The sequence below is a fragment of the Lentzea albidocapillata genome (assembly GCF_000719115.1).
GTDB lineage: Bacteria > Actinomycetota > Actinomycetes > Mycobacteriales > Pseudonocardiaceae > Lentzea > Lentzea albidocapillata.
In genome coordinates this window covers 296,999-315,006 of the sequence record NZ_JOEA01000008.1, presented here as the reverse complement: position 1 = coordinate 315,006, position 18,008 = coordinate 296,999, and the positions used below count along the sequence as shown (strand labels likewise).

The following is an 18,008-nucleotide window of genomic DNA, read 5'->3' as shown; positions in this document are numbered from 1 at the left end:
GTTACGTCGTGCCACTCCCGCCCGCCGGACGGCCGGATCCGGGCGGCCTCAGGACGGCGAACGGATCGGTCACCAGGATTGCCTTGGCGCTGAACCGGAACAACGCCGCCGGGCGGCCGCCGGACGGGCCGGGGGGAGCGGTGCCGCCCGTGGGTTCCAGCAACAACCGGCGTGACAGCACGCGTTGCAGGTTCGTCGCGGACACGCGGTAGCCCAGGGCCGCGGAGTAGTGGTCGCGCAGCAGCGAGATCGTGAACTCCGGTGGTGCCAGTGCGAAGCCGACGTTCGTGTACGACAGCTTCGAGCCGAGCCTGTGCCGCGCTCGATGCACGATCGAGGCGTGGTCGAACGCCATCGCGGGCAGCTTCTCCACGCAGTGCCACTCCGTGTCCGCCGGCCGCTCGGGATCGACGTCCGAAGGCACCAGTCCGAGGAACGCCGTCGCCACGACGCGGGGACCGGGAACGCGGTCTGGCGCGCTGAACACGGCGAGCTGTTCGACGTGTGACAACTGTCGCACGTCGACTTTTTCCGCGAGCTGACGGCGGATGGAGGACTCGACGTCCTCGTCCACCCGCAGCTCCCCACCCGGCAGCGACCAGCGGTGAGCATGTGGTTCCCGAGCGCGCTCCCACAGCATGACCTGGAGTGATGCACCTCTCACCCGCAACACAGCGGCCAGAACTTCGTGCCCCACACCTGCCACCCGGCTGATACTATCGGCCACGTTTTCGACCAGCAGGCGAAAACCCCGGATCGAGGAGGCAGTGATGGTCGCTACCGCAACCGTGGAGCGAACCGCTTCGGGTGTGTACGGCGGAGTCGAGCCGAACGCCGCGTGGCGAGACGAGGTGCTGCGCCTTGCCAAAGAGCGCGACGCCGTCATTCTGGCGCACAACTACCAGCTGCCCGAGATCCAGGACATCGCCCACCACACCGGCGACTCCCTCGCGCTGAGCCGGATCGCCGCGCAGTCCGACGCGCAGACCATCATCTTCTGCGGCGTGCACTTCATGGCCGAGACCGCGAAGATCCTCGCCCCGCAGAAGACCGTGCTGATCCCGGACGAGCGCGCGGGCTGCTCGCTCGCCGACTCGATCAACGGCGCGCAGCTGCGCGAGTGGAAGGCTGAGCACCCCGGCGCGGTCGTCGTGTCCTATGTGAACACCACGGCAGAGGTGAAGGCCGAGACGGACATCTGCTGCACGTCCTCGAACGCCGTCGACGTCGTCAGGTCCATCCCGGCGGACCGCGAGGTGCTGTTCTGCCCGGACCAGTTCCTGGGCGCGCACGTCAAGCGCGAGACCGGCCGCGAGAACCTGCACATCTGGGCGGGCGAGTGCCACGTCCACGCCGGCATCAACGGCCCTGAGCTGGCCGAGCGCGCCGCCGCGAACCCCGAGGCGGACCTGTTCATCCACCCGGAGTGCGGCTGCGCCACCAGCGCGCTGTACCTGAGCGGCGAGGGCATCGTCCCGGCGGAGAAGGTCAAGATCCTCTCGACCGGCGACATGATCACCGCGGCCCGCTCGACGAAGGCGACCAAGGTGCTCGTCGCGACCGAGGTCGGCATGCTGCACCAGCTGCGCAAGGCCGCCCCGGAGATCGACTTCCGCGCTGTCAACGACCGCGCGTCCTGCACCTACATGAAGATGATCACGCCGGCCGCGCTGCTGCGCTGCGTGCGTGACGGCCTGGACGAGGTGCACGTCGACCTGGAGACCGCCAAGCGGGCTCATGGCGCCGTGCAGCGCATGATCGAGATCGGCAAGCCCGGCGGCGGTGAGTGATGGCCGCGCGCTGGGAGGCGCGAGCCGACCTGATCGTGGTCGGCACGGGCGTGGCGGGCCTGACCGCTGCGCTGCGGGCTCGTGAGCTGGGACTGCGCGTCCTGGTCGTCACGAAGGCCGCGGGAGACGACGGCAACACCCGCTGGGCCCAGGGCGGCGTCGCCGTCGTCATGGAGGACCAGCACGACCCCGGCGACTCGGTCGCGCGGCACATCGAGGACACGCTGACGGCGGGCGCGGGCCTCTGCGAGGACGCGGCCGTCGAGGCGATCATCACCGACGGTCCCGCGGCCGTCGCCCGGCTGCGCGAGCGCGGTGCCGTGTTCGACGCGAAGCCGGACGGGCTGCTCGAACGCACCCGCGAAGGCGGCCACAGCGCGTTCCGCGTCGTGCACGCCGGTGGCGACGCTACCGGCGCCGAGGTGGAGCGAGCCCTGCTCAAGGCCACTGTGGACGGACGGGTTCCCCTGCTGGAGAACCACGTCGCGGTCGACGCGGTGAAGACGCCGCTCGGTGCCGTGGCCGGACTCCTCGTGCTCGACGGCAACGGCGTGCCCGGTGTGCTCACCGCGCCCGCCGTGCTGCTGGCGACCGGTGGCCTCGGCCAGATGTACCAGGCGACCTCGAACCCATCGGTGGCAACGGGTGACGGGCTCGCGCTGGCGCTCAGGGCCGGCGCGCTGGCCGCGGACGTCGAGTTCATCCAGTTCCACCCGACCGTCCTCTACACGGGCCGCGGCGCCCGTGGCCGGTGCCCGCTCGTCACGGAGGCCGTGCGCGGCGAAGGTGCCGTGCTGATCGACGCGACCGGTGCCCGCGTGATGAAGGGCGTGCACCCGCTCGAAGACCTGGCCCCGCGCGACGTCGTGGCGGCCGCGATCACCCGGCACATGGCGGCGGGACCCGGCGGCGTCGACGACCACGTCTTCCTGGACGCGACGGCGCTGCACGACATGGCGACCCGCTTCCCGACCGTGTTCTCGGCCTGCACCTCGGTGGGCATCGACCCGGCCGTGGATCCGATCCCGGTCGCCCCGGCAGCACACTTCGCCTGTGGCGGAGTGGTCTCCACCGTCGACGGCCGCACCGGCGTGACGGGTCTCTACGCGGTCGGCGAGGTCGCCCGCACCGGTCTGCACGGCGCGAACCGCCTGGCCTCCAACAGCTTGCTCGAAGGCCTGGTCTGCGGCACGCGTGCCGCCGAGACCGTCGCCGCAGACCTCGCCATCGGCCTGATCTCGCCCGCGCGATCGGTCGAGCCCTCGCTGCCCACCGCTCCGGTCGCGGACCGCGACCTGTTGCAACGTGTGATGTCCCGCTACGCCGCGATCGGCCGCGACGCCGAGGGCCTGGCCGTCGTCGGCTCGGTCCTCGACGTGTCCACTGTGGACAAGCAGCTGGAGTCGCGCGAACTGGTCGAGGACGCGGCGCTGACCACGGCCGCCCGCGCGCTGATCGCGGCGGCGCAGCAACGCACCGAATCACGCGGCTGCCACGTCCGCACGGACTTCACCGAGCGTTCCGAGGCGTGGCGGCGCAGTCAGCTCGTCCGGCTCACCCCGACCGGTCAGCCCGTGCTGGCCGATCCTGTTCTCGCTGAGGGTGTCGCATGACCATCGACGGCAACATCGACTGGGACGACGCGAACCGGGTCATCCAGCTCGCGCTGGAAGAAGACCTCCGCTACGGCCTCGACGCCACGACGCTCGCGACCGTGCCGCAGAAGGCCGTCGCGACCGCCGAGATCACTCCTCGCGCAGCGGGCGTGCTGTGCGGCGTTTCCGTCGCCCGCACGGCTTTCCAGCGCTACCTGCCCGAAATCGAGGTGATCTCCGAGGCCTCCGACGGCGACAAGGCCGTCCCCGGTGAGCCCGCCCTGGTGCTCACCGGCCCGACCCGCGGCCTGCTCACCGTCGAACGCACGGCGCTGAACCTGATCTGCCACCTGTCCGGCATCGCGACGCGGACCGCCCAGTGGGTGGACGCGATCGAGGGCACCGGCGCGGCCGTCCGCGACTCGCGCAAGACGTTGCCGGGCCTGCGTTTGCTGCAGAAGTACGCGGTGCGCGCCGGCGGCGGCGTGAACCACCGCATGGGCCTCGGCGACGCGATCCTCATCAAGGACAACCACGTCGCCGCGGCCGGTTCGGTGGGCGCCGCGATCCGCGCGGCCCGTGCGCACGCGCCCGAACTGCTGATGGAGGTCGAGGTCGACAGCCTCGACCAGCTCGACGAGGCGCTGGCCGAAGGCGCGGAACTGGTGCTGCTGGACAACTTCACGCCCGAGCAGTGCGCTCAGGCCGTGCGGCGGCGTCCGGACGGCGTGAAGCTGGAGGCGTCCGGCGGGCTGACTTTGGACGTGGCCCGCGCGTACGCCGAGACCGGCGTGGACTACCTCGCGGTCGGCGGCCTCACGCACTCCAGCCCGTCACTCGACCTCGGCCTGGACCTGCGCTAGCGGCTGCGGAGGTCAACGCAGCCGTCGGTTCGCCAGCACGGGCAGCACGGAACGAGCTTGTTCCACCTGCGCGAGATCGAGGTCGACGATCGACGACGAGGGCTGGTCCGACAGCTGCACGACGACGTTCCCGAACGGGTCGGCGACCGTCGAGTAGCCGATCCCGGTCGGAGCGGACGAACCCAGGTCGCCGGGGTAGGCCTGCCCGCACGCCACGACGAACGACGTGCAGTCCAGCGCGCGCGCCCGCACCAGCAGTTCCCACTGCTCTTTCTTGCCCGGCCCGGCGCCCCACGACGCCCCGACCAGCACGGCGGAGGCGCCCTGGTCGGCCAGGGCCGTGAACAACGACGGAAAGCGGATGTCGTAACAGGTGGCCACGCCCAAGGTGACGCCGTCCACGTCGAAGGTCACGACCTCGGAGCCGGGAGCGACCGTGCGCGACTCCTGGAACCCGAACGCGTCGAACAGGTGGATCTTGTCGTAGCCCACGTGCAGATCAGGCCCGGTCACCAGCATGGTGTTCGTCACGCGGTCATCCGAAGGCGTGAACATGCCCGCCACCACCACGACGTCGTGCTGGACCGCGATCTCGTGCACCGCTGAGGCCCACGGTCCGTCCAGCGGCTCCGCGACCGGCCCGAGTGGCACGCCGAACCGGCACATCGTCGCTTCGGGCAGCAGCACGACCCGCGCGCCGTCGGCCCTGCGCACCGCGTCGCGGACGAGCTCCAGGTTCGACCGCGGATCGGTGGTCGAGCTGATCTGACTCACAGCGATGCGCATGAGCCTCACTGTAGGGTCCGGAACCGTGCGTTACCCACTGCTCCTAGTCGTGTTGCTGGCCGCCGCGGGCTGCACCGAGACCGCCGCACCCCGCCCGGACGGCGGGTCGAACGGCACGTCGATCGTGCTGGCCGACCGCGACGAGCCGACGACGCTGAGCCCGCTGCTCGGCTACGGCGCGCAGGGTGTCTCGAAGATCTACGACGGACTGGTCGAGCACCGCCAGGACGGGTCGCTGACCCCGCGGCTCGCGGCCGATCTGCCGCAGCCGGCGGCGGACGGCCTGAGCTGGACGGTCAAGCTGCGCGGCGACGTGAAGTTCACCGACGGCAGCACGTTCGGTGCCGAGGACGTCGTCGCCACCTACACCGCCGCGCTGCGGAACCCGGTCAAGGACCGGTTCAGCACGCTCAAGGGCGTCGAGCAGGTCGACCCGTCGACGGTCCGCTTCACCCTCACGCAGACGCAGGCGGCGTTCCCGCACCTGCTCGTGCTCGGTGTCCTGCCCAGCGAGCAGGCGAAGCCGGACGGTCAGCCCGTCGGCACCGGCCCGTACAAGGTCACCGAGTGGAAGAAGGGCGACCGGCTGCTGCTGGAGTCCAACGAGGGCTACTTCGACGGCGCGCCGAAGGTCAAGAAGGTGACGATCGTCTTCGTCACCGACGACAACCAGCGGGCCCGCCGCATGCAGGACGGCGAGTTCGACGGCACGGTGCTGCCGCCCAAGATCGCCACGCAGTTCGCCGCCAGGTCGGGCCTGCAGGTGAACTACCACCGCAGCGCCGACTACCGCGCCGTGCGGCTGCCCGCGGCCAACACGGTCACCGGCAACGCCTCCGTCCGGCTGGCGCTGAACTTCGCCGCGAACCGCCAGGGCATGATCGACAGCCTGCTCGACGGCAAGGGCACCATCGCCTACACGCCGGTGCCGGACGCGCTGGCCGAGCAGTTCGACCCGACCGCGAAGTTCCGCTTCGACAAGGCCGAGGCGACGCGGCTGCTCGACGTCGGCGGCTGGGTGCCCGGTGCGGACGGCATCCGCGTCCGCGAGGGCGTCGCGGCCCGTTTCACGCTGATGTACCCGCTGGGCGACGACCTACGGGCGGACCTGGCCACGGCGTTCGCGGCCGACGCCAAGGCCGTGGGCGTCGACGTGCAGCTTGCCGGCCTGTCGTGGGAGGCGATCCGCCCGCGGATGGCCCAGGACGCGCTGCTGTACGGCGAGGGCTCGCCGTTCGACCCGGACCTGATGCTCTACGACCTGCGCGGACAGGGCAGTCCCGCCGCCGACGCCGCCCTCGAGAACGGCCGTAGGCTGATCGACCCGGCGCAGCGCGCGGTGGCGTACAAGCTCTTCCAGCAGGCGTTCGTCGCCGCGCCGTCGATGGCGGTGCTGGTCTTCCCCGAGCACGCGTACGTGATGCGCGACTCGTGGAACGGCTACCTGCCGGTGGTCGACCCGAACTCCTATGGCGCGCTGACCTGGGGTCCCTGGTGGAACCTGGAGAAGTGGGAGCCTAAGTAGTCCGGGCGTTGATCTCGCGGACGGCCTTCTCCGGCTCGTCCGCCCAGAACTCGACGCGCTCGACCCGCTGCACGCCCGTCTTGCCGAGGTCCACGAGCTGCGGTTCGTGGAACGGCACGGACACGTTCGTCCTGGTCAGCGACTGGATGACGAGCGCGTCACCGATCACCTCGACGCTGCGCTGCCCCTTGTGGGTGCGCTCGGTGATCTGGGCGGAACCGAGGTCGGCGGTCGGGATGCTCCAGTCGAAGAACCCCAGCTGCCGCAGCCGCAGTTCGTCGTCGGAGATGGTGTGCGGCTGCTTGGTCAGCACGTAGAGAGCGCCCACGCACACGACCGTGTTCAGTACACCCAGGACGATCAGCGTGATGAGCAGCCACGGGATGTCCAGGGCGAACGCGACCAGCGCGACCCCGACCACCGTGATGATCAGGAACCTCACGTACCGCGGCTTCATGCGCTTGCCGTAGGGGATCTCCACCATGGTGGACAGCCTATTTCGTGGCAAAGTACCGGCGTGAGCGACCTGATTTTCCTGGACAGCGCCGGTTCCTCGATCCCGCCCGCCGAGGTGGTGGACGAGGTGATCGGGCACCTGCGCCGGGAGACCGAGATCGGCGGTTACCGGGCCGCCGCGGAACGGCGTGACGACGTCGAGGCGGGGTACGGCGTGCTGGCCGGGTTCTTCGGCTGCGAACCGTCCGAGGTCGCGTTCACCGACAGCGCGACCCGGTCGTGGCTCACGGCCTTCGACGCCGTCCCGCTGGGGAAGGGTGACCGCGTCCTCGTCACCGAGGTCGAGTACGGCGGCAACGCGGTGCCGATGCTGCGCCGCGCCGAGGAGACCGGCGCGACGATCGAGGTCATGCCGTCCGACGCGCACGGGCAGTTGGACGTCGGCGCCCTCGACCTGGACGAACGGGTCAAGCTGATCTCGCTCGTGCACGTGCCCACGAACGGCGGTCTGGTCAACCCGGTCAGCGAGGTCACGGCGAAGGCTCACGAGGTCGGTGCGCTCGTGCTGCTCGACGCCTGCCAGTCGACCGGCCAGATCGACCTGCGCGGCCTCGACTACGACATGCTCGTCTGCACCGGCCGCAAGTGGCTGCGCGGCCCGCGCGGCACGGGCGCGCTGGTGGTGCGCGACGACGTGCGCCGCAGGCTGAAGCCGCGGCTGATGGACCACAGCGCCGCCGAGTGGGTCGCGCCCGGCCGCTACGAGCCGCGAGACGACGCGCGGGTGTTCGAGCTGTGGGAGTACAGCGTCGCGGACCGGCTGGGCCTCATCGCCGCCGTGAAGTACGCGCTGGCCAGAGGGCTGGACGTGATCGAGGCCGAGGTGCAGGAACGCGCCCGGCGCTTGCGGGAGGGCCTGAGCGCCATGGACGGCATCACCGTTCAGGACCTCGGTGAACGGCGGTCCGGCATCGTCACGTTCACGAGCGACCGGGTGCCGGCGATGGAGCTCAAAGACCGGCTGTGGCAGGAGAACGTCGCCGTCACGGTCTCGCAGAAGGGCTCGACGCTGATCGACATGACCCGCCGGGGCCTGGACGAGGTAGTGCGGGCCTCCCCGCACTACTTCGTCACTCCGGAGGAGATCGATCAGGCGCTGGAACGGATCAGCAGGTCTGCCCGATGACCCGCTTCACACAGTCCGAGTAGCTCAGGAACAGGTCGATGGCACGGTCGTTGCGCGACGTCTGCGCCGGGATGACCGTGTCACGCGGGTAGAAGCCGTTGAGGCCGCCGCTGCTCGGGTACATCTCGAAGGTGTACGCCCAGATCTTGTGCTGGCCCCACATCCAGTCGTCGCTGGTGCCGTCGGTGATGTACAGGTCGCTCGCCTGCTCCGGCGTGTAGCCGTTGGTGGCGGCCATCTGCCGGCCGAGCGTCTGGAACGCGCGCGCCTCGTCCGCGTTGAGACCGGTGTCGGTGTCGGCGCGGGTGTAGCCGTACGGCCACAGCACGAGCTCCGAGAACGAGTGGATGTCGATGAACGTCTTGATCTGCTGGGTGCCACCGACGACGCGTGAGTTCACGAAGTCGCGGATGCGGGCGGTCTCCGGTGCGGAGAACGCCGACGGGCCGCGGTACGTGTCCGACGTGCTGCTGCCGCTGGAACCGCCGCAGCAGCCCCACTTGTAGCCCCAGTTGCGGTTGAGGTCGGTGCCGTTGCCCTGGCGGTTCTTGCGCCAGCCGCGGAACGAGCCGGTCGCGATGTCGTACTCGGCGCCGTCCGGGTTCATCATCGGGACGATCCACACCTCACGGCTGTCGATGAGGTTCTTGATCGCAGGGGTGGCGTAGTTGTCGGTGTAGCGCTTGATGATCTGCAGGCACTGCTCGACCGTCAGGTGCTCGCGGGCGTGCTGGCCGCAGACGAGCAGCACCTCCGGCTCGCTCTCGTCGGTGGCCACGTTGTCACTGACCTTGAGCGCCCAGATGTCCCGGTTCTGGAAGCTCTTGCCGATGCTGCGCATGCTCGCGAGGCTCGGGTGGTCGCGAACGGTCTGCTGCATCTCCGCGGTCGTCTCCGCGAAGTTGTGGTAGCCCGCGTAGCCGGACGGGAAGTCCTGGGTACCGACCTGGCCGGGCACCGGGTCGGAGAAGTCGACCTTGCCGAGGCTCTTGAGCTGCTGCTCGAAGTCACCCACGTACCTGATCGGCAGGCCGGTGGCCTGCAGGGCCCGGTACTGGGCCTTGTCCGCGACGACCGAGACGGTGGTGAGCTTCGTCGCACCGAGCACGTCTACGCCGATCTCGGCGACCTGGGTGCGTTCGGCGGACGTGTTCGCCGTGACTTCCAGCAGATAACGGCCGGAGTCGGCGGTGCTGGGTGTCGCCATGCCCGCGACCAGCACGGGCAGACAGATGGCGAGCACTGCGGCGATCTTGCCGCGGCGCTTACTGAACATCGTTCCTCCATCATCAGCAGGGGTTTGCGACGGAGTGGTGCTCGACCGAGCGTGGCCGTGCTGTCACAGGGTGAGGTAGCGCCGATAGCGGGCTGACCGTTGACAGATTTCTGCGGGAACTAGGCTGTAGGACATGCTGAACCGCATCGACCTGCGAGGTCGCACCACGACCCCCGCTCAGTTGCGCGCCATCGTGCCGCGCGCCGAGGTGGACGTGGACGCGGTTCTGCATCATGTGCGGCCCATGGTGGAGGCGATCGCCGAGCGCGGCGTCGAAGCCGCCCTGGAGTACACGGAGAAGTTCGACGGGGTTCGTCCCGAATCCGTCCGCGTGCCCGCTTCGGAGATTTCGTCTGCTTTGTCCTCGTTGGACCCGGCCGTGCGCGAGGCTTTGGAAGAGGTCATCGACCGCACCCGGCGGGTGCACGCCGACCAGCGCCGGGAGGACACGACCACGCAGGTCGTGCCCGGCGGCACCGTGACGGAGAAGTGGGTGCCGGTCGAACGCGTCGGCCTGTACGCGCCCGGCGGCCTCGCGGTCTACCCGTCGACGGTCGTCATGAACGTCGTGCCCGCGCAGATCGCCGGCGTGGCGTCGCTGGTGGTGTGCTCGCCGCCGCAGGCCGAGTTCGGTGGCCTGCCGCACCCGGCCATCCTGGCCGCCGCCGCGTTGCTCGGCGTCGACGAGGTGTGGGCCGTGGGCGGCGCCCAGGCCGTGGCACTGCTGGCGCACGGCGGTGTGGACACCGACGGAGCCGAGCTGGCCCCGGTCGACGTCGTCACCGGCCCCGGCAACATCTACGTGACGGCGGCCAAGCGGTTGCTGCGCGGCCTGATCGGCATCGACTCCGAGGCGGGGCCGACGGAGATCGCGATCCTCGCCGACTCGTCCGCCGACGCCGTGCACGTGGCCGCGGACCTGATCAGCCAGGCCGAGCACGACCCGCTCGCGGCGTCGGTGCTGGTGACGGACTCCGCCGAGCTGGCGGACGCGGTGGACGCCGAGCTGGACCGCCAGATCGGTGCCACCAAGCACACCGAGCGGATCCGCACGGCGCTGGCAGGCAAGCAGTCCGGCACCGTCCTGGTGTCCTCTGTGGACGAAGGGGTGCGGGTCGTCAACGCCTACGCCGCCGAGCACCTGGAGATCCAGACGCGCGACTCGCGTGAGGTGGCGCAGCGCATCACGGCCGCCGGTGCGATCTTCGTCGGCGCGCACTCGCCGGTGTCGCTGGGCGACTACTGCGCCGGCTCGAACCACGTGCTGCCGACGGGTGGCTGCGCGCGGCACTCGTCCGGACTGTCCGTGCAGACGTTCCTGCGCGGCATCCACGTGATCGACTACTCCGAGGAAGCACTGCGCGAGGTTGCCGACAAGGTCGTCGCGCTGGCCAACGCGGAGGACCTGCCCGCGCACGGACAGGCTGTGACAGCGAGGTTCTCCCGATGAAGCCTGTGGTCGGCGCGCGGGTGGAGCTGTCGGATCTGCCCCTGCGCGAAGACTTGCGCGGCCGCACGCCCTACGGTGCGCCGCAGCTCGACGTCCCGTACCGCCTGAACACCAACGAGAACCCGTACGCGCCCACCGACGCGCTGGCCGCCGACGTCGTCGCCGCGGTCGCCGAGATCGCCGGTGAGCTGCACCGCTACCCGGACCGCGACGCGGTGGCGTTGCGCGAGGACCTGGCGGCGTACCTGTCGGACGCGACCTCGATCCCGTTGACGTCGGAGAACCTCTGGGCCGCCAACGGTTCCAACGAGATCCTCCAGCAGATCCTGCAGGCGTTCGGCGGTCCTGGCCGCGTGGCGCTGGGCTTCGAGCCGTCGTACTCGATGCATCCGATCATCGCGGCCGGCACCCGCACCGAGTGGTCGCCGACCCCGCGCCGTGCCGACTTCTCGCTGGACGTCGAGAAGGCCGCCGCGCTGATCTCGGACCTGCGGCCGGACGTCGTCTTCGTGACGTCGCCGAACAACCCGACCGGCCAGTCGATCCCGCTCGAGGACCTGCGCCTGCTGATCGCGGCCTGCTCCGGCGTGATCGTGGTCGACGAGGCGTACGCGGAGTTCTCCCCGCAGGAGAGCGCGATCAAGCTGCTGGACGAGTTCGGCTCGCGCCTGATCGTCTCGCGCACGATGTCGAAGGCCTTCGCGTTCGCCGGTGGCCGCCTGGGCTACCTGGCGGCCGCTCCGGCCGTGGTCGACGCCCTGCAGCTCGTCCGCCTGCCGTACCACCTGTCCGCGCTGACGCAGGCGGCCGCGCGCGCGTCGTTGCGCCACGCCGAGGAGACGCTGGGTTCGGTGGCTCTGCTGGCCGCGGAACGTGATCGCGTGTCGTCCGAGCTTGCCGCCCTGGGTTTCCAGGTCGTGCCCTCGGACGCGAACTTCGTGCTGTTCGGCTGGTTCGAGAACGCACGTGAGGTCTGGAAGTCCTATTTGGACCACGGCGTACTCATCAGGGACGTCGGAATCGCGGGTCACCTGCGGGTGACCATCGGAACACCCGAGGAGAACGACGCTTTCCTCGCGGCCAGCAAGGAGGTCAGCCGGTGAGTCGTGTCGGCAAGGTGGAGCGCACCACCAGGGAGTCGTCGGTCTACGTGGAGATCGACCTGGACGGCACCGGCCAGGTGGAGATCAACACGGGCGTGCCGTTCTACGACCACATGCTCACGGCGTTCGGCGTGCACGGCAGCTTCGACCTGATCGTCCGCGCCACGGGTGACACGCACATCGACGCCCACCACTCGGTCGAGGACATCGCGATCGTGCTGGGCCAGGCACTCCGGGAAGCGCTGGGCGACAAGAAGGGCATCCGCCGTTTCGGCGACTGCTGGATCCCGATGGACGAGACCCTCGCGCACGCCGCGGTCGACGTCTCAGGCCGCCCGTACACCGTGCACAAGGGCGAGCCGGAGCAGTTCAACAGCTTCGTGATCGGCGGGAACTACCCGTTCGTGCTGAACCGGCACGTCTTCGAGTCGCTGGCCTTCCACGCCCAGATCGCACTGCACGTGCGCGTCGAATACGGCCGCGACCCGCACCACATCGCGGAAGCCGAGTACAAGGCCATCGCCCGCGCCCTGCGCGTCGCGACCGAGCCCGACCCGCGCGTCGCCGGCGTCCCGTCGACCAAGGGCGTCCTCTGATGCCGAAGGAAGTCGTCGTCATCGGCCTGCTGGCCCTCGCGGGCTTCCTGGCCGGTGGCGTCTACACCACGTGGAAGACCGCCAAACTCCTGGCGATCATCCTGCTGGTGCTGCTCCTGGTGGCGGTCGGCGGCGCCGTTCTCTGGCTGGTCTAGTTCCGCTTCACGCTTCGCTGAGATAGCGCGCCGGCACGTGCTGCGCGAGCCACACCCCGTTCGCGCTGAGCCGGAACTCGTGCCCGTCCACGTGCATCGCCCTGGCGTCCACGGTCAGGATCAACGGCCGGCCGCGCCGCGCCCCCACGCGCCGCGCGGTCTCGCGATCAGGCGAGAGGTGCACGTCGTGGCGTGACATCGGCCGCAGGCCGTCGCGCATGATGTCGTCGAGGTACTGCGCGACGGTGCCGTGGAACAGCTGGTCCGGCGGGATCGCGGTCGGCAGCCCGAGGTCCACTTCGACGCTGTGGCCCTGGTTCGCACGGATGCGGTCGCCTGCGACCGTGAAGCGGTTCTTGTCGTTGCGCTCCACGACTTCGAGCATGTCCGCCTCGGAGATGCCGAGTGCGTTCAGGAGGTCGGCCACCGGCACCCAGCCCGAGGGGTCGAGGGTGAGGCCGACGCGCTCGGGCTGGTGCCGGAGGGCTTTGGACATCCGCTTCGAGAGGCGGATCATTCGTTCGTCTTCCATTTCCCCATCAGGAAACCACAGCGCGTCCAGCGGTTTTGCGGTTTCATGGGCTGGATGTGGCGTCAGCGGCGGGTTCCGGGCGAGACTGAGATCTTCGTGGCCTGGCAGGAGGGCACCGGGGACCGGACGTTGCTCGCGATCCACGGCGGCCCCGACTGGGACCACAGCTATCTCCGCGACCCGCTCGACCGGCTGGACTGCCGGCTGCTGCTGCCGGACCTGCGCGGATGTGGCCGGTCGGGGCGAGCGCCGGAGTATCACCCGGACGGTGTGGTGGAAGACCTCGTGCGAGTGCTGGACGCGTTCGACGTCGAGCGAGCGGACGTCCTCGGTCACTCCTACGGCGGCATGGTCGCGCAGCGGTTCGCCATCACCCACCCGGAGCGCGTGCGCAGCCTGATCGTGTCGGGCAGCAGTGTGCTGCCGGTGCCGCCGGACGCCTTCGACGGATGGGCCGAGCGGGACGAGATCATGGCTGACCAGGAGGATCCGTGGCAGCGCGAGGACCTGACGCCGGAGCAGTGCGTGCGGGCTGACGCGTTCGAGGCCGTGGAAGCCAACGTCCGCCGCGCCGCGCGGATACCGGGCTACCTGAAGCGGCTGGGACAGGTGCGGTTCGGCGCGGAGTGGGTGCGCCGGCTCCAGACCGCCGGCCTGGTCTCACCCCGGCTTCCCGACGCCGCGCGCCGGCTCGCCGACCTCGACGTTCCGGTGCTCCTGCTGCACGGCCGGCAGGACATGACGTTCCCGGTCAGCCTGGTCGAGCCGACGCTCGGCCTGATCCCGCGAGCGCGAGCCGTGATCCTGGAGAACGCGGGCCACATGCTGCACGTCGACGACCCCGACGGCTACCTGCGCGCGGTGCGCGAGTTCCTATGCGGTACCGCCCTCGACGGCGGGCTTGAGCTTGGGAGCGCCCGGCCCGTGTGAGGCCTGTTCGTCGTCGATGTTCTGCAGGGCGCAGCTGCGCAGCGAAAGGCAGCCGCAGCCGATGCAGCCGGTGAGGCGGTCGCGCAGGCGGTACAGGGCGTCGATGCGGGCGTCGAGTTCCGACTTCCACGAGCGGGAGAGGCGTTCCCAGTCGGACTTCGTCGGCGTGCGGTTGTCCGGGAGCTGGGCGAGGGCGTCGCGGACGTCCTCCAGGGTGAGGCCAACGCGTTGCGCGGTGCGGATGAACGCCAGCCGGCGCAGCACCGAGCGCAGGTAGCGGCGCTGGTTGCCCGCCGTGCGGACCGAGGTGATCAGACCCCTGTCCTCGTAGAAGCGCAGGGCGGTGTGGGGGACGCCGCTGCGCTCGGCGACCTGGCCGATGGTCAGCATTTCCGGCAACTTGCTCACCGGATCATGGTAGCCCGCTTGACCTCCAGCTTGGTCGAGGTTGAACAGTTGTTGCCATGCAACGGATACCAGAGCTCTTCGCGAGGATGACCGGGGACGAGAAGCACGAGTGGGCTGCGGCTTCCACGATCGACGTGCTCTGGGTCCTCTACGACAAGGTCCTCAACGTCACACCCGCGACGGCTGACGACCCCGATCGCGACCGGTTCCTGCTGTCCAAGGGGCACGGACCGATGGCGTACTACGCCGTGCTCGCGGAGAAGGGGTTCATCGACGAGTCCACTCTGGACGACTGGACGTCGTGGGACAGCCCGCTCGGCCAGCACCCCGACCGGGTGCTCGTGCGCGGCGCGGAGATCAGCAGCGGCTCGCTCGGCCACGGGCTGCCGATCGCGGTGGGCACGGCGATCGGGCAGCGGATCGCCGGCAGCCGTGGCCGCACGTTCGTGCTGGTCGGCGACGGTGAGCTGGACGAGGGCAGCAACCACGAGGCGATCGCGGTGGCGGCGCGGCTGAAGGTCGCGAACCTCACCGCGATCGTGATCGACAACCAGTCCGCGATGTACGGCTGGCCCGGTGGCATCGCGCGGCGGTTCGCCGTCGAGGGGTGGCAGACCGCCGAGATCGACGGCCGCGACCACGAGGCCGTCTTCACCGCACTGACCGCGCCGCACGACCGCCCGTACGCGGTGGTCGCCAAGATCGAGAAGGGCAACTGATGACCACCATGCGCCAGGCCTTCGTCGAGACGGTCAACGACGAGATCGCCGCCGACCCGCGGATCGCCGTGGTGACCGCGGTGATCTCCAGCAACGAGTTCCCGCAGGAGAACGAACGCGTCGTGGACGTCGGGATCCGCGAGCAGACCATGGTGGGCGTCGCGAGTGGCCTGGCGCTGGCCGGGCTGCGGCCGGTCGTGCACAGCTACGCGCCGTTCCTGGTCGAACGGCCGTACGAGCAGATCAAGCTCGACATCGGACATCAGGACGTCGGCGCGGTGTTCGTGAGCATCGGAGCGTCCTATGACGACCCGGCGTGGGGCCGTACGCACCAGTCACCGGGTGACGTCGCGTTGTTCGACACGCTTCCGGGCTGGACTGTGCACGTGCCCGGACATCCGGACGAGGTCACGCCATTGCTCCAGCAGGCGCTGAAAGACGACAACCGGGTCTACATGAGGCTTTCGCTGCACGAGAACACCCAGGCCTATCCCGTGGGCGAAGGATTCACGACGGTCCGGCACGGAAAACGCGGCGTCGTGCTCGCCGTCGGGCCGATGCTCGACCGCGTGCTCAAGGCCGTCGATTCCGAGAACGCCGACGTCACGGTGCTGTACGCGGCCACGGTACGGCCGTTCGACGCGACCGGGCTGCGCAAGGCCGTGCAGAACACCGACCACGCCGACGTGATGGTGGTGGAGCCCTACTTGGAGGGAACTTCTTCTCATCTCGTATCAGAGACACTGCAACAAATCCCGCACCGCATTCGTTCTACAGGTGTCAAACGACACGCAGAGCTCCGCAACTACGGCACGGCTGAAGATCATGACGCGGCACATGATCTCGACGTGGTGGGGCTGGGGAGTGCTGTGCGGAGTTTCTTCAGGGGGTGAAGAAATGTTCGCAGTCATGGGGGATGACTGGACCGGCGCGCCTTCTCGCGCCGTTTAAGAGGTGAGGCGGTGTGCACGATCAGGCCGATCCTGATCGTGCACACCCCACGTCTGCTGTGGACGGACGTCCGGGACGTCTTTGGCATGTCTGTGCGGGCGCGCGAGGCCGACCAGGAATGATGTTGGTCGTGAGAATGCTGATCTGGACCCCGTTGAACGCCGCCGAGCTGCAGAAGTCCATGCACAGCGGCAACGTGGGTCCCGCGGCGCTGGTTCCGGTGCAGTCCGGCACGGTCCTGCTGCCTCCGCCGGGCACCAAGCTCAGCGAGGCCGCGTACATGACGAACCGGGTGCGCAAGATCGGGCGCGGCGCGGCCCTGGCCGTGTGGAACGACGACGCCGCGCTGCTCTACATGTTCACCACGTCGCTCGGCCGCGCCTCGATGTGGGGATCGCGCGAGGCGGTGCTGCGGCTGTCGGCGCAGGCCAAGCAGTCGGGGCCGGTCGGCCGGTCCTTCGACCGCGCCACCGCGGGCATGGTCGACCTGCGCGAGAAGGAGAAGTGGCAGCTCGACGCCATCGACAAGCTCACCGCGCTGTACCCGGCGGCCGGCCGCAAGGGCACGCTCGAACGCATCCGCGACTTCGGGAACGGCCGTGCGGCGATCCCGGACTTCTTCCGTGCGGCGGGGCTGCACGAGGTCGCGCGGGTCGCGGAACTCACCGAGCAGGGCAGGGCGGAAGCCGTGCTGCGGACGCTCGAACCGCCGCGCACGCAACTGTGGCCGCTCTGGCTGATCGGCCCGCTGATCGTGCTGGCGGCCGCGGCGACGGTGATCTTCGACATCCCGGCGGTCGTGTACTACCTCGTCGTCCTCCTGCTGCTCGCGATGCTGGTAGGGCTGCTGGTCGTGCTCAGGCGCCGGCTCGTGCGCACGAAACCGATCAACACCGTGTTGCCGGTCATACCGGTCACGCAGGGTGCCGTCCCGACCGACTAGCCTGGTGGGCGTGGCACGTGTCGTCGTACTTGACTATGGATCCGGCAACCTGCGCTCCGCCGAGCGCGCGCTTCAGCGCGTCGGCGCCGACGTCGAGGTGACGTCGGACCATCGAGCCGTCCGTGAGGCGGACGGACTGGTCGTGCCCGGCGTCGGTGCCTACGCGGCGTGCATGGAGGGCCTCAACTCGGTGCGGGGCGCCCGGCTCATCGGCGAGCGCCTCGCCGGCGGCCGTCCGGTGCTCGGCATCTGCGTGGGCATGCAGATCCTCTTCGAACGCGGCATCGAGCACGGCGTGCTGACCGAGGGCTGCGGCGAGTGGCCCGGCACCGTCGAGCGCCTCGAAGCGCCGATCGTGCCGCACATGGGCTGGAACACCGTGCGTGCGCCTGAGGATTCGAAGCTCTTCGCCGGCCTCGACAAGGACACGCGGTTCTACTTCGTGCACTCCTACGGCGTGCGCCGCTGGGAGCTCGAGCCGGCCGAACACCTCAAGCCGCCGCTCGTGACGTGGGCGGACCACGCGGGGGACGAGTTCGTCGCGGCGGTCGAGAACGGCCCGTTGTGGGCGACCCAGTTCCACCCGGAGAAGTCCGGCGATGCCGGGGCGCACCTGCTGCGGAACTGGTTGACTACCTTGTCGTGATCACACGACTGCTGACGGTAGCCACACTCGTGGCTGCCTTCGTTGCCGTGCCTGGGGGCGCGCACGCCGCACCGGCACCGTTCCAAGACGACTTCGAT

20 protein-coding genes are annotated in these 18,008 nt (G+C 69.7%); 14 read left to right on the top strand and 6 right to left on the bottom strand.

The features are described from left to right. Window position 1 precedes the first annotated feature (1 nt). A complete protein-coding gene (locus tag IG04_RS0113975; protein ID WP_084401696.1) occupies window positions 2-670 on the bottom strand; it encodes an NUDIX hydrolase in 669 nt (222 codons plus the stop codon). A gap of 100 nt (window positions 671-770) precedes the next feature. On the opposite strand from IG04_RS0113975, the gene nadA reads away from it, so the two are divergent. The 3 genes from nadA to nadC are packed head-to-tail and all read left to right on the top strand — an operon-like array spanning window position 771 to window position 4,248. Further along, complete coding sequence (gene nadA, locus IG04_RS0113970) at window positions 771-1,790, top strand: quinolinate synthase NadA (protein ID WP_030477049.1); 1,020 nt, start codon at window positions 771-773, stop codon at window positions 1,788-1,790. Then, window positions 1,790-3,403 (top strand): L-aspartate oxidase, encoded by a 1,614-nt coding sequence (locus IG04_RS0113965; RefSeq protein WP_030477048.1) that lies wholly within the window; start codon window positions 1,790-1,792, stop codon window positions 3,401-3,403. The genes nadA and IG04_RS0113965 overlap by 1 nt, the downstream gene beginning before the upstream one ends. Then, on the top strand, window positions 3,400-4,248 hold the full coding sequence (nadC, locus tag IG04_RS0113960; protein WP_030477047.1) for a carboxylating nicotinate-nucleotide diphosphorylase: 849 nt from the start codon (window positions 3,400-3,402) through the stop codon (window positions 4,246-4,248). The genes IG04_RS0113965 and nadC overlap by 4 nt, the downstream gene beginning before the upstream one ends. 12 nt (window positions 4,249-4,260) lie before the next feature. On the opposite strand, the gene IG04_RS0113955 is transcribed toward nadC, so the two are convergent. Beyond that, window positions 4,261-5,034, bottom strand: a complete 774-nt coding sequence (locus tag IG04_RS0113955; protein ID WP_030477046.1) for a carbon-nitrogen hydrolase family protein — start codon at window positions 5,032-5,034, stop codon at window positions 4,261-4,263. 25 nt (window positions 5,035-5,059) lie between these two features. Between IG04_RS0113955 and IG04_RS0113950 the strand changes: the two genes are divergently transcribed. Continuing rightward, on the top strand, window positions 5,060-6,559 hold the full coding sequence (locus IG04_RS0113950) for an ABC transporter substrate-binding protein (protein ID WP_030477045.1): 1,500 nt from the start codon (window positions 5,060-5,062) through the stop codon (window positions 6,557-6,559). Here the strand turns inward: IG04_RS0113950 and IG04_RS0113945 are convergent. Then, window positions 6,552-7,043, bottom strand: a complete 492-nt coding sequence (locus IG04_RS0113945) for a hypothetical protein (protein WP_169745994.1) — start codon at window positions 7,041-7,043, stop codon at window positions 6,552-6,554. The two genes, IG04_RS0113950 and IG04_RS0113945, sit on opposite strands and share 8 nt — an antisense overlap. 33 nt (window positions 7,044-7,076) lie before the next feature. Between IG04_RS0113945 and IG04_RS0113940 the strand changes: the two genes are divergently transcribed. Next, the gene (locus IG04_RS0113940; protein ID WP_245816363.1) at window positions 7,077-8,201 is read left to right on the top strand and encodes an aminotransferase class V-fold PLP-dependent enzyme; all 1,125 of its coding nucleotides are present in this window, start codon (window positions 7,077-7,079) and stop codon (window positions 8,199-8,201) included. On the opposite strand, the gene IG04_RS0113935 is transcribed toward IG04_RS0113940, so the two are convergent. After that, window positions 8,182-9,477, bottom strand: coding sequence for a M14 family metallopeptidase (locus tag IG04_RS0113935; protein WP_030477042.1), 1,296 nt, complete (start codon window positions 9,475-9,477; stop codon window positions 8,182-8,184). The two genes, IG04_RS0113940 and IG04_RS0113935, sit on opposite strands and share 20 nt — an antisense overlap. Window positions 9,478-9,610: 133 nt before the next feature. On the opposite strand from IG04_RS0113935, the gene hisD reads away from it, so the two are divergent. From hisD to IG04_RS47155, 4 genes are read left to right on the top strand one after another with little or no spacing between them, the layout of a single operon-like run. Further along, window positions 9,611-10,927, top strand: a complete 1,317-nt coding sequence (gene hisD / locus IG04_RS0113930; RefSeq protein ID WP_030477041.1) for a histidinol dehydrogenase — start codon at window positions 9,611-9,613, stop codon at window positions 10,925-10,927. Further along, complete coding sequence (locus IG04_RS0113925) at window positions 10,924-12,030, top strand: histidinol-phosphate transaminase (RefSeq protein ID WP_030477040.1); 1,107 nt, start codon at window positions 10,924-10,926, stop codon at window positions 12,028-12,030. The genes hisD and IG04_RS0113925 overlap by 4 nt, the downstream gene beginning before the upstream one ends. Further along, a complete protein-coding gene (hisB, locus tag IG04_RS0113920; RefSeq protein WP_030477039.1) occupies window positions 12,027-12,626 on the top strand; it encodes an imidazoleglycerol-phosphate dehydratase HisB in 600 nt (199 codons plus the stop codon). The genes IG04_RS0113925 and hisB overlap by 4 nt, the downstream gene beginning before the upstream one ends. After that, the gene (locus IG04_RS47155) at window positions 12,626-12,781 is read left to right on the top strand and encodes a hypothetical protein (RefSeq protein WP_169745995.1); all 156 of its coding nucleotides are present in this window, start codon (window positions 12,626-12,628) and stop codon (window positions 12,779-12,781) included. The genes hisB and IG04_RS47155 overlap by 1 nt, the downstream gene beginning before the upstream one ends. Before the next feature lie 7 nt (window positions 12,782-12,788). Here IG04_RS47155 and IG04_RS0113910 read toward each other — a convergent pair whose 3' ends face one another. Then, window positions 12,789-13,313, bottom strand: coding sequence for an RNA 2'-phosphotransferase (locus tag IG04_RS0113910; protein ID WP_030477038.1), 525 nt, complete (start codon window positions 13,311-13,313; stop codon window positions 12,789-12,791). 54 nt (window positions 13,314-13,367) lie between these two features. On the opposite strand from IG04_RS0113910, the gene IG04_RS0113905 reads away from it, so the two are divergent. Further along, a complete protein-coding gene (locus IG04_RS0113905) occupies window positions 13,368-14,243 on the top strand; it encodes an alpha/beta fold hydrolase (RefSeq protein WP_051769856.1) in 876 nt (291 codons plus the stop codon). On the opposite strand, the gene soxR is transcribed toward IG04_RS0113905, so the two are convergent. Further along, the gene (soxR, locus tag IG04_RS0113900; protein WP_173849996.1) at window positions 14,187-14,633 is read right to left on the bottom strand and encodes a redox-sensitive transcriptional activator SoxR; all 447 of its coding nucleotides are present in this window, start codon (window positions 14,631-14,633) and stop codon (window positions 14,187-14,189) included. The two genes, IG04_RS0113905 and soxR, sit on opposite strands and share 57 nt — an antisense overlap. A 74-nt stretch (window positions 14,634-14,707) precedes the next feature. On the opposite strand from soxR, the gene IG04_RS0113895 reads away from it, so the two are divergent. The 4 genes from IG04_RS0113895 to hisH all read left to right on the top strand — a co-directional run bounded on the left by IG04_RS0113895 (window position 14,708) and on the right by hisH (window position 17,910). Next, a complete protein-coding gene (locus IG04_RS0113895; RefSeq protein ID WP_030477035.1) occupies window positions 14,708-15,370 on the top strand; it encodes a thiamine pyrophosphate-dependent enzyme in 663 nt (220 codons plus the stop codon). Further along, entirely contained in the window at window positions 15,370-16,263 is an 894-nt protein-coding gene (locus IG04_RS0113890; protein WP_030477034.1) for a transketolase family protein, read from the top strand. The genes IG04_RS0113895 and IG04_RS0113890 overlap by 1 nt, the downstream gene beginning before the upstream one ends. Before the next feature lie 188 nt (window positions 16,264-16,451). Further along, complete coding sequence (locus IG04_RS0113880) at window positions 16,452-17,264, top strand: hypothetical protein (RefSeq protein ID WP_144065466.1); 813 nt, start codon at window positions 16,452-16,454, stop codon at window positions 17,262-17,264. Between the two features lie 10 nt (window positions 17,265-17,274). After that, window positions 17,275-17,910: an imidazole glycerol phosphate synthase subunit HisH gene (gene hisH, locus IG04_RS0113875; RefSeq protein WP_030477032.1), complete on the top strand. Its 636-nt coding sequence runs from the start codon at window positions 17,275-17,277 to the stop codon at window positions 17,908-17,910. Window positions 17,911-18,008 lie beyond the last annotated feature (98 nt).

Coding starts and splice junctions, on each gene's coding strand:
- nadC (WP_030477047.1), top strand. CDS start 3,400: ATGACCATCGACGGCAACATCGACTGGGACGACGCGAACCGGGTCATC.
- IG04_RS0113955 (WP_030477046.1), bottom strand. CDS start 5,034: ATGCGCATCGCTGTGAGTCAGATCAGCTCGACCACCGATCCGCGGTCG.
- hisD (WP_030477041.1), top strand. CDS start 9,611: ATGCTGAACCGCATCGACCTGCGAGGTCGCACCACGACCCCCGCTCAG.
- IG04_RS0113925 (WP_030477040.1), top strand. CDS start 10,924: ATGAAGCCTGTGGTCGGCGCGCGGGTGGAGCTGTCGGATCTGCCCCTG.
- nadA (WP_030477049.1), top strand. CDS start 771: ATGGTCGCTACCGCAACCGTGGAGCGAACCGCTTCGGGTGTGTACGGC.
- IG04_RS0113965 (WP_030477048.1), top strand. CDS start 1,790: ATGGCCGCGCGCTGGGAGGCGCGAGCCGACCTGATCGTGGTCGGCACG.
- IG04_RS0113890 (WP_030477034.1), top strand. CDS start 15,370: ATGACCACCATGCGCCAGGCCTTCGTCGAGACGGTCAACGACGAGATC.
- IG04_RS0113935 (WP_030477042.1), bottom strand. CDS start 9,477: ATGTTCAGTAAGCGCCGCGGCAAGATCGCCGCAGTGCTCGCCATCTGT.
- IG04_RS0113910 (WP_030477038.1), bottom strand. CDS start 13,313: ATGGAAGACGAACGAATGATCCGCCTCTCGAAGCGGATGTCCAAAGCC.
- IG04_RS0113945 (WP_169745994.1), bottom strand. CDS start 7,043: ATGGTGGAGATCCCCTACGGCAAGCGCATGAAGCCGCGGTACGTGAGG.
- IG04_RS0113905 (WP_051769856.1), top strand. CDS start 13,368: ATGTGGCGTCAGCGGCGGGTTCCGGGCGAGACTGAGATCTTCGTGGCC.
- IG04_RS47155 (WP_169745995.1), top strand. CDS start 12,626: ATGCCGAAGGAAGTCGTCGTCATCGGCCTGCTGGCCCTCGCGGGCTTC.
- soxR (WP_173849996.1), bottom strand. CDS start 14,633: ATGCTGACCATCGGCCAGGTCGCCGAGCGCAGCGGCGTCCCCCACACC.
- IG04_RS0113895 (WP_030477035.1), top strand. CDS start 14,708: ATGCAACGGATACCAGAGCTCTTCGCGAGGATGACCGGGGACGAGAAG.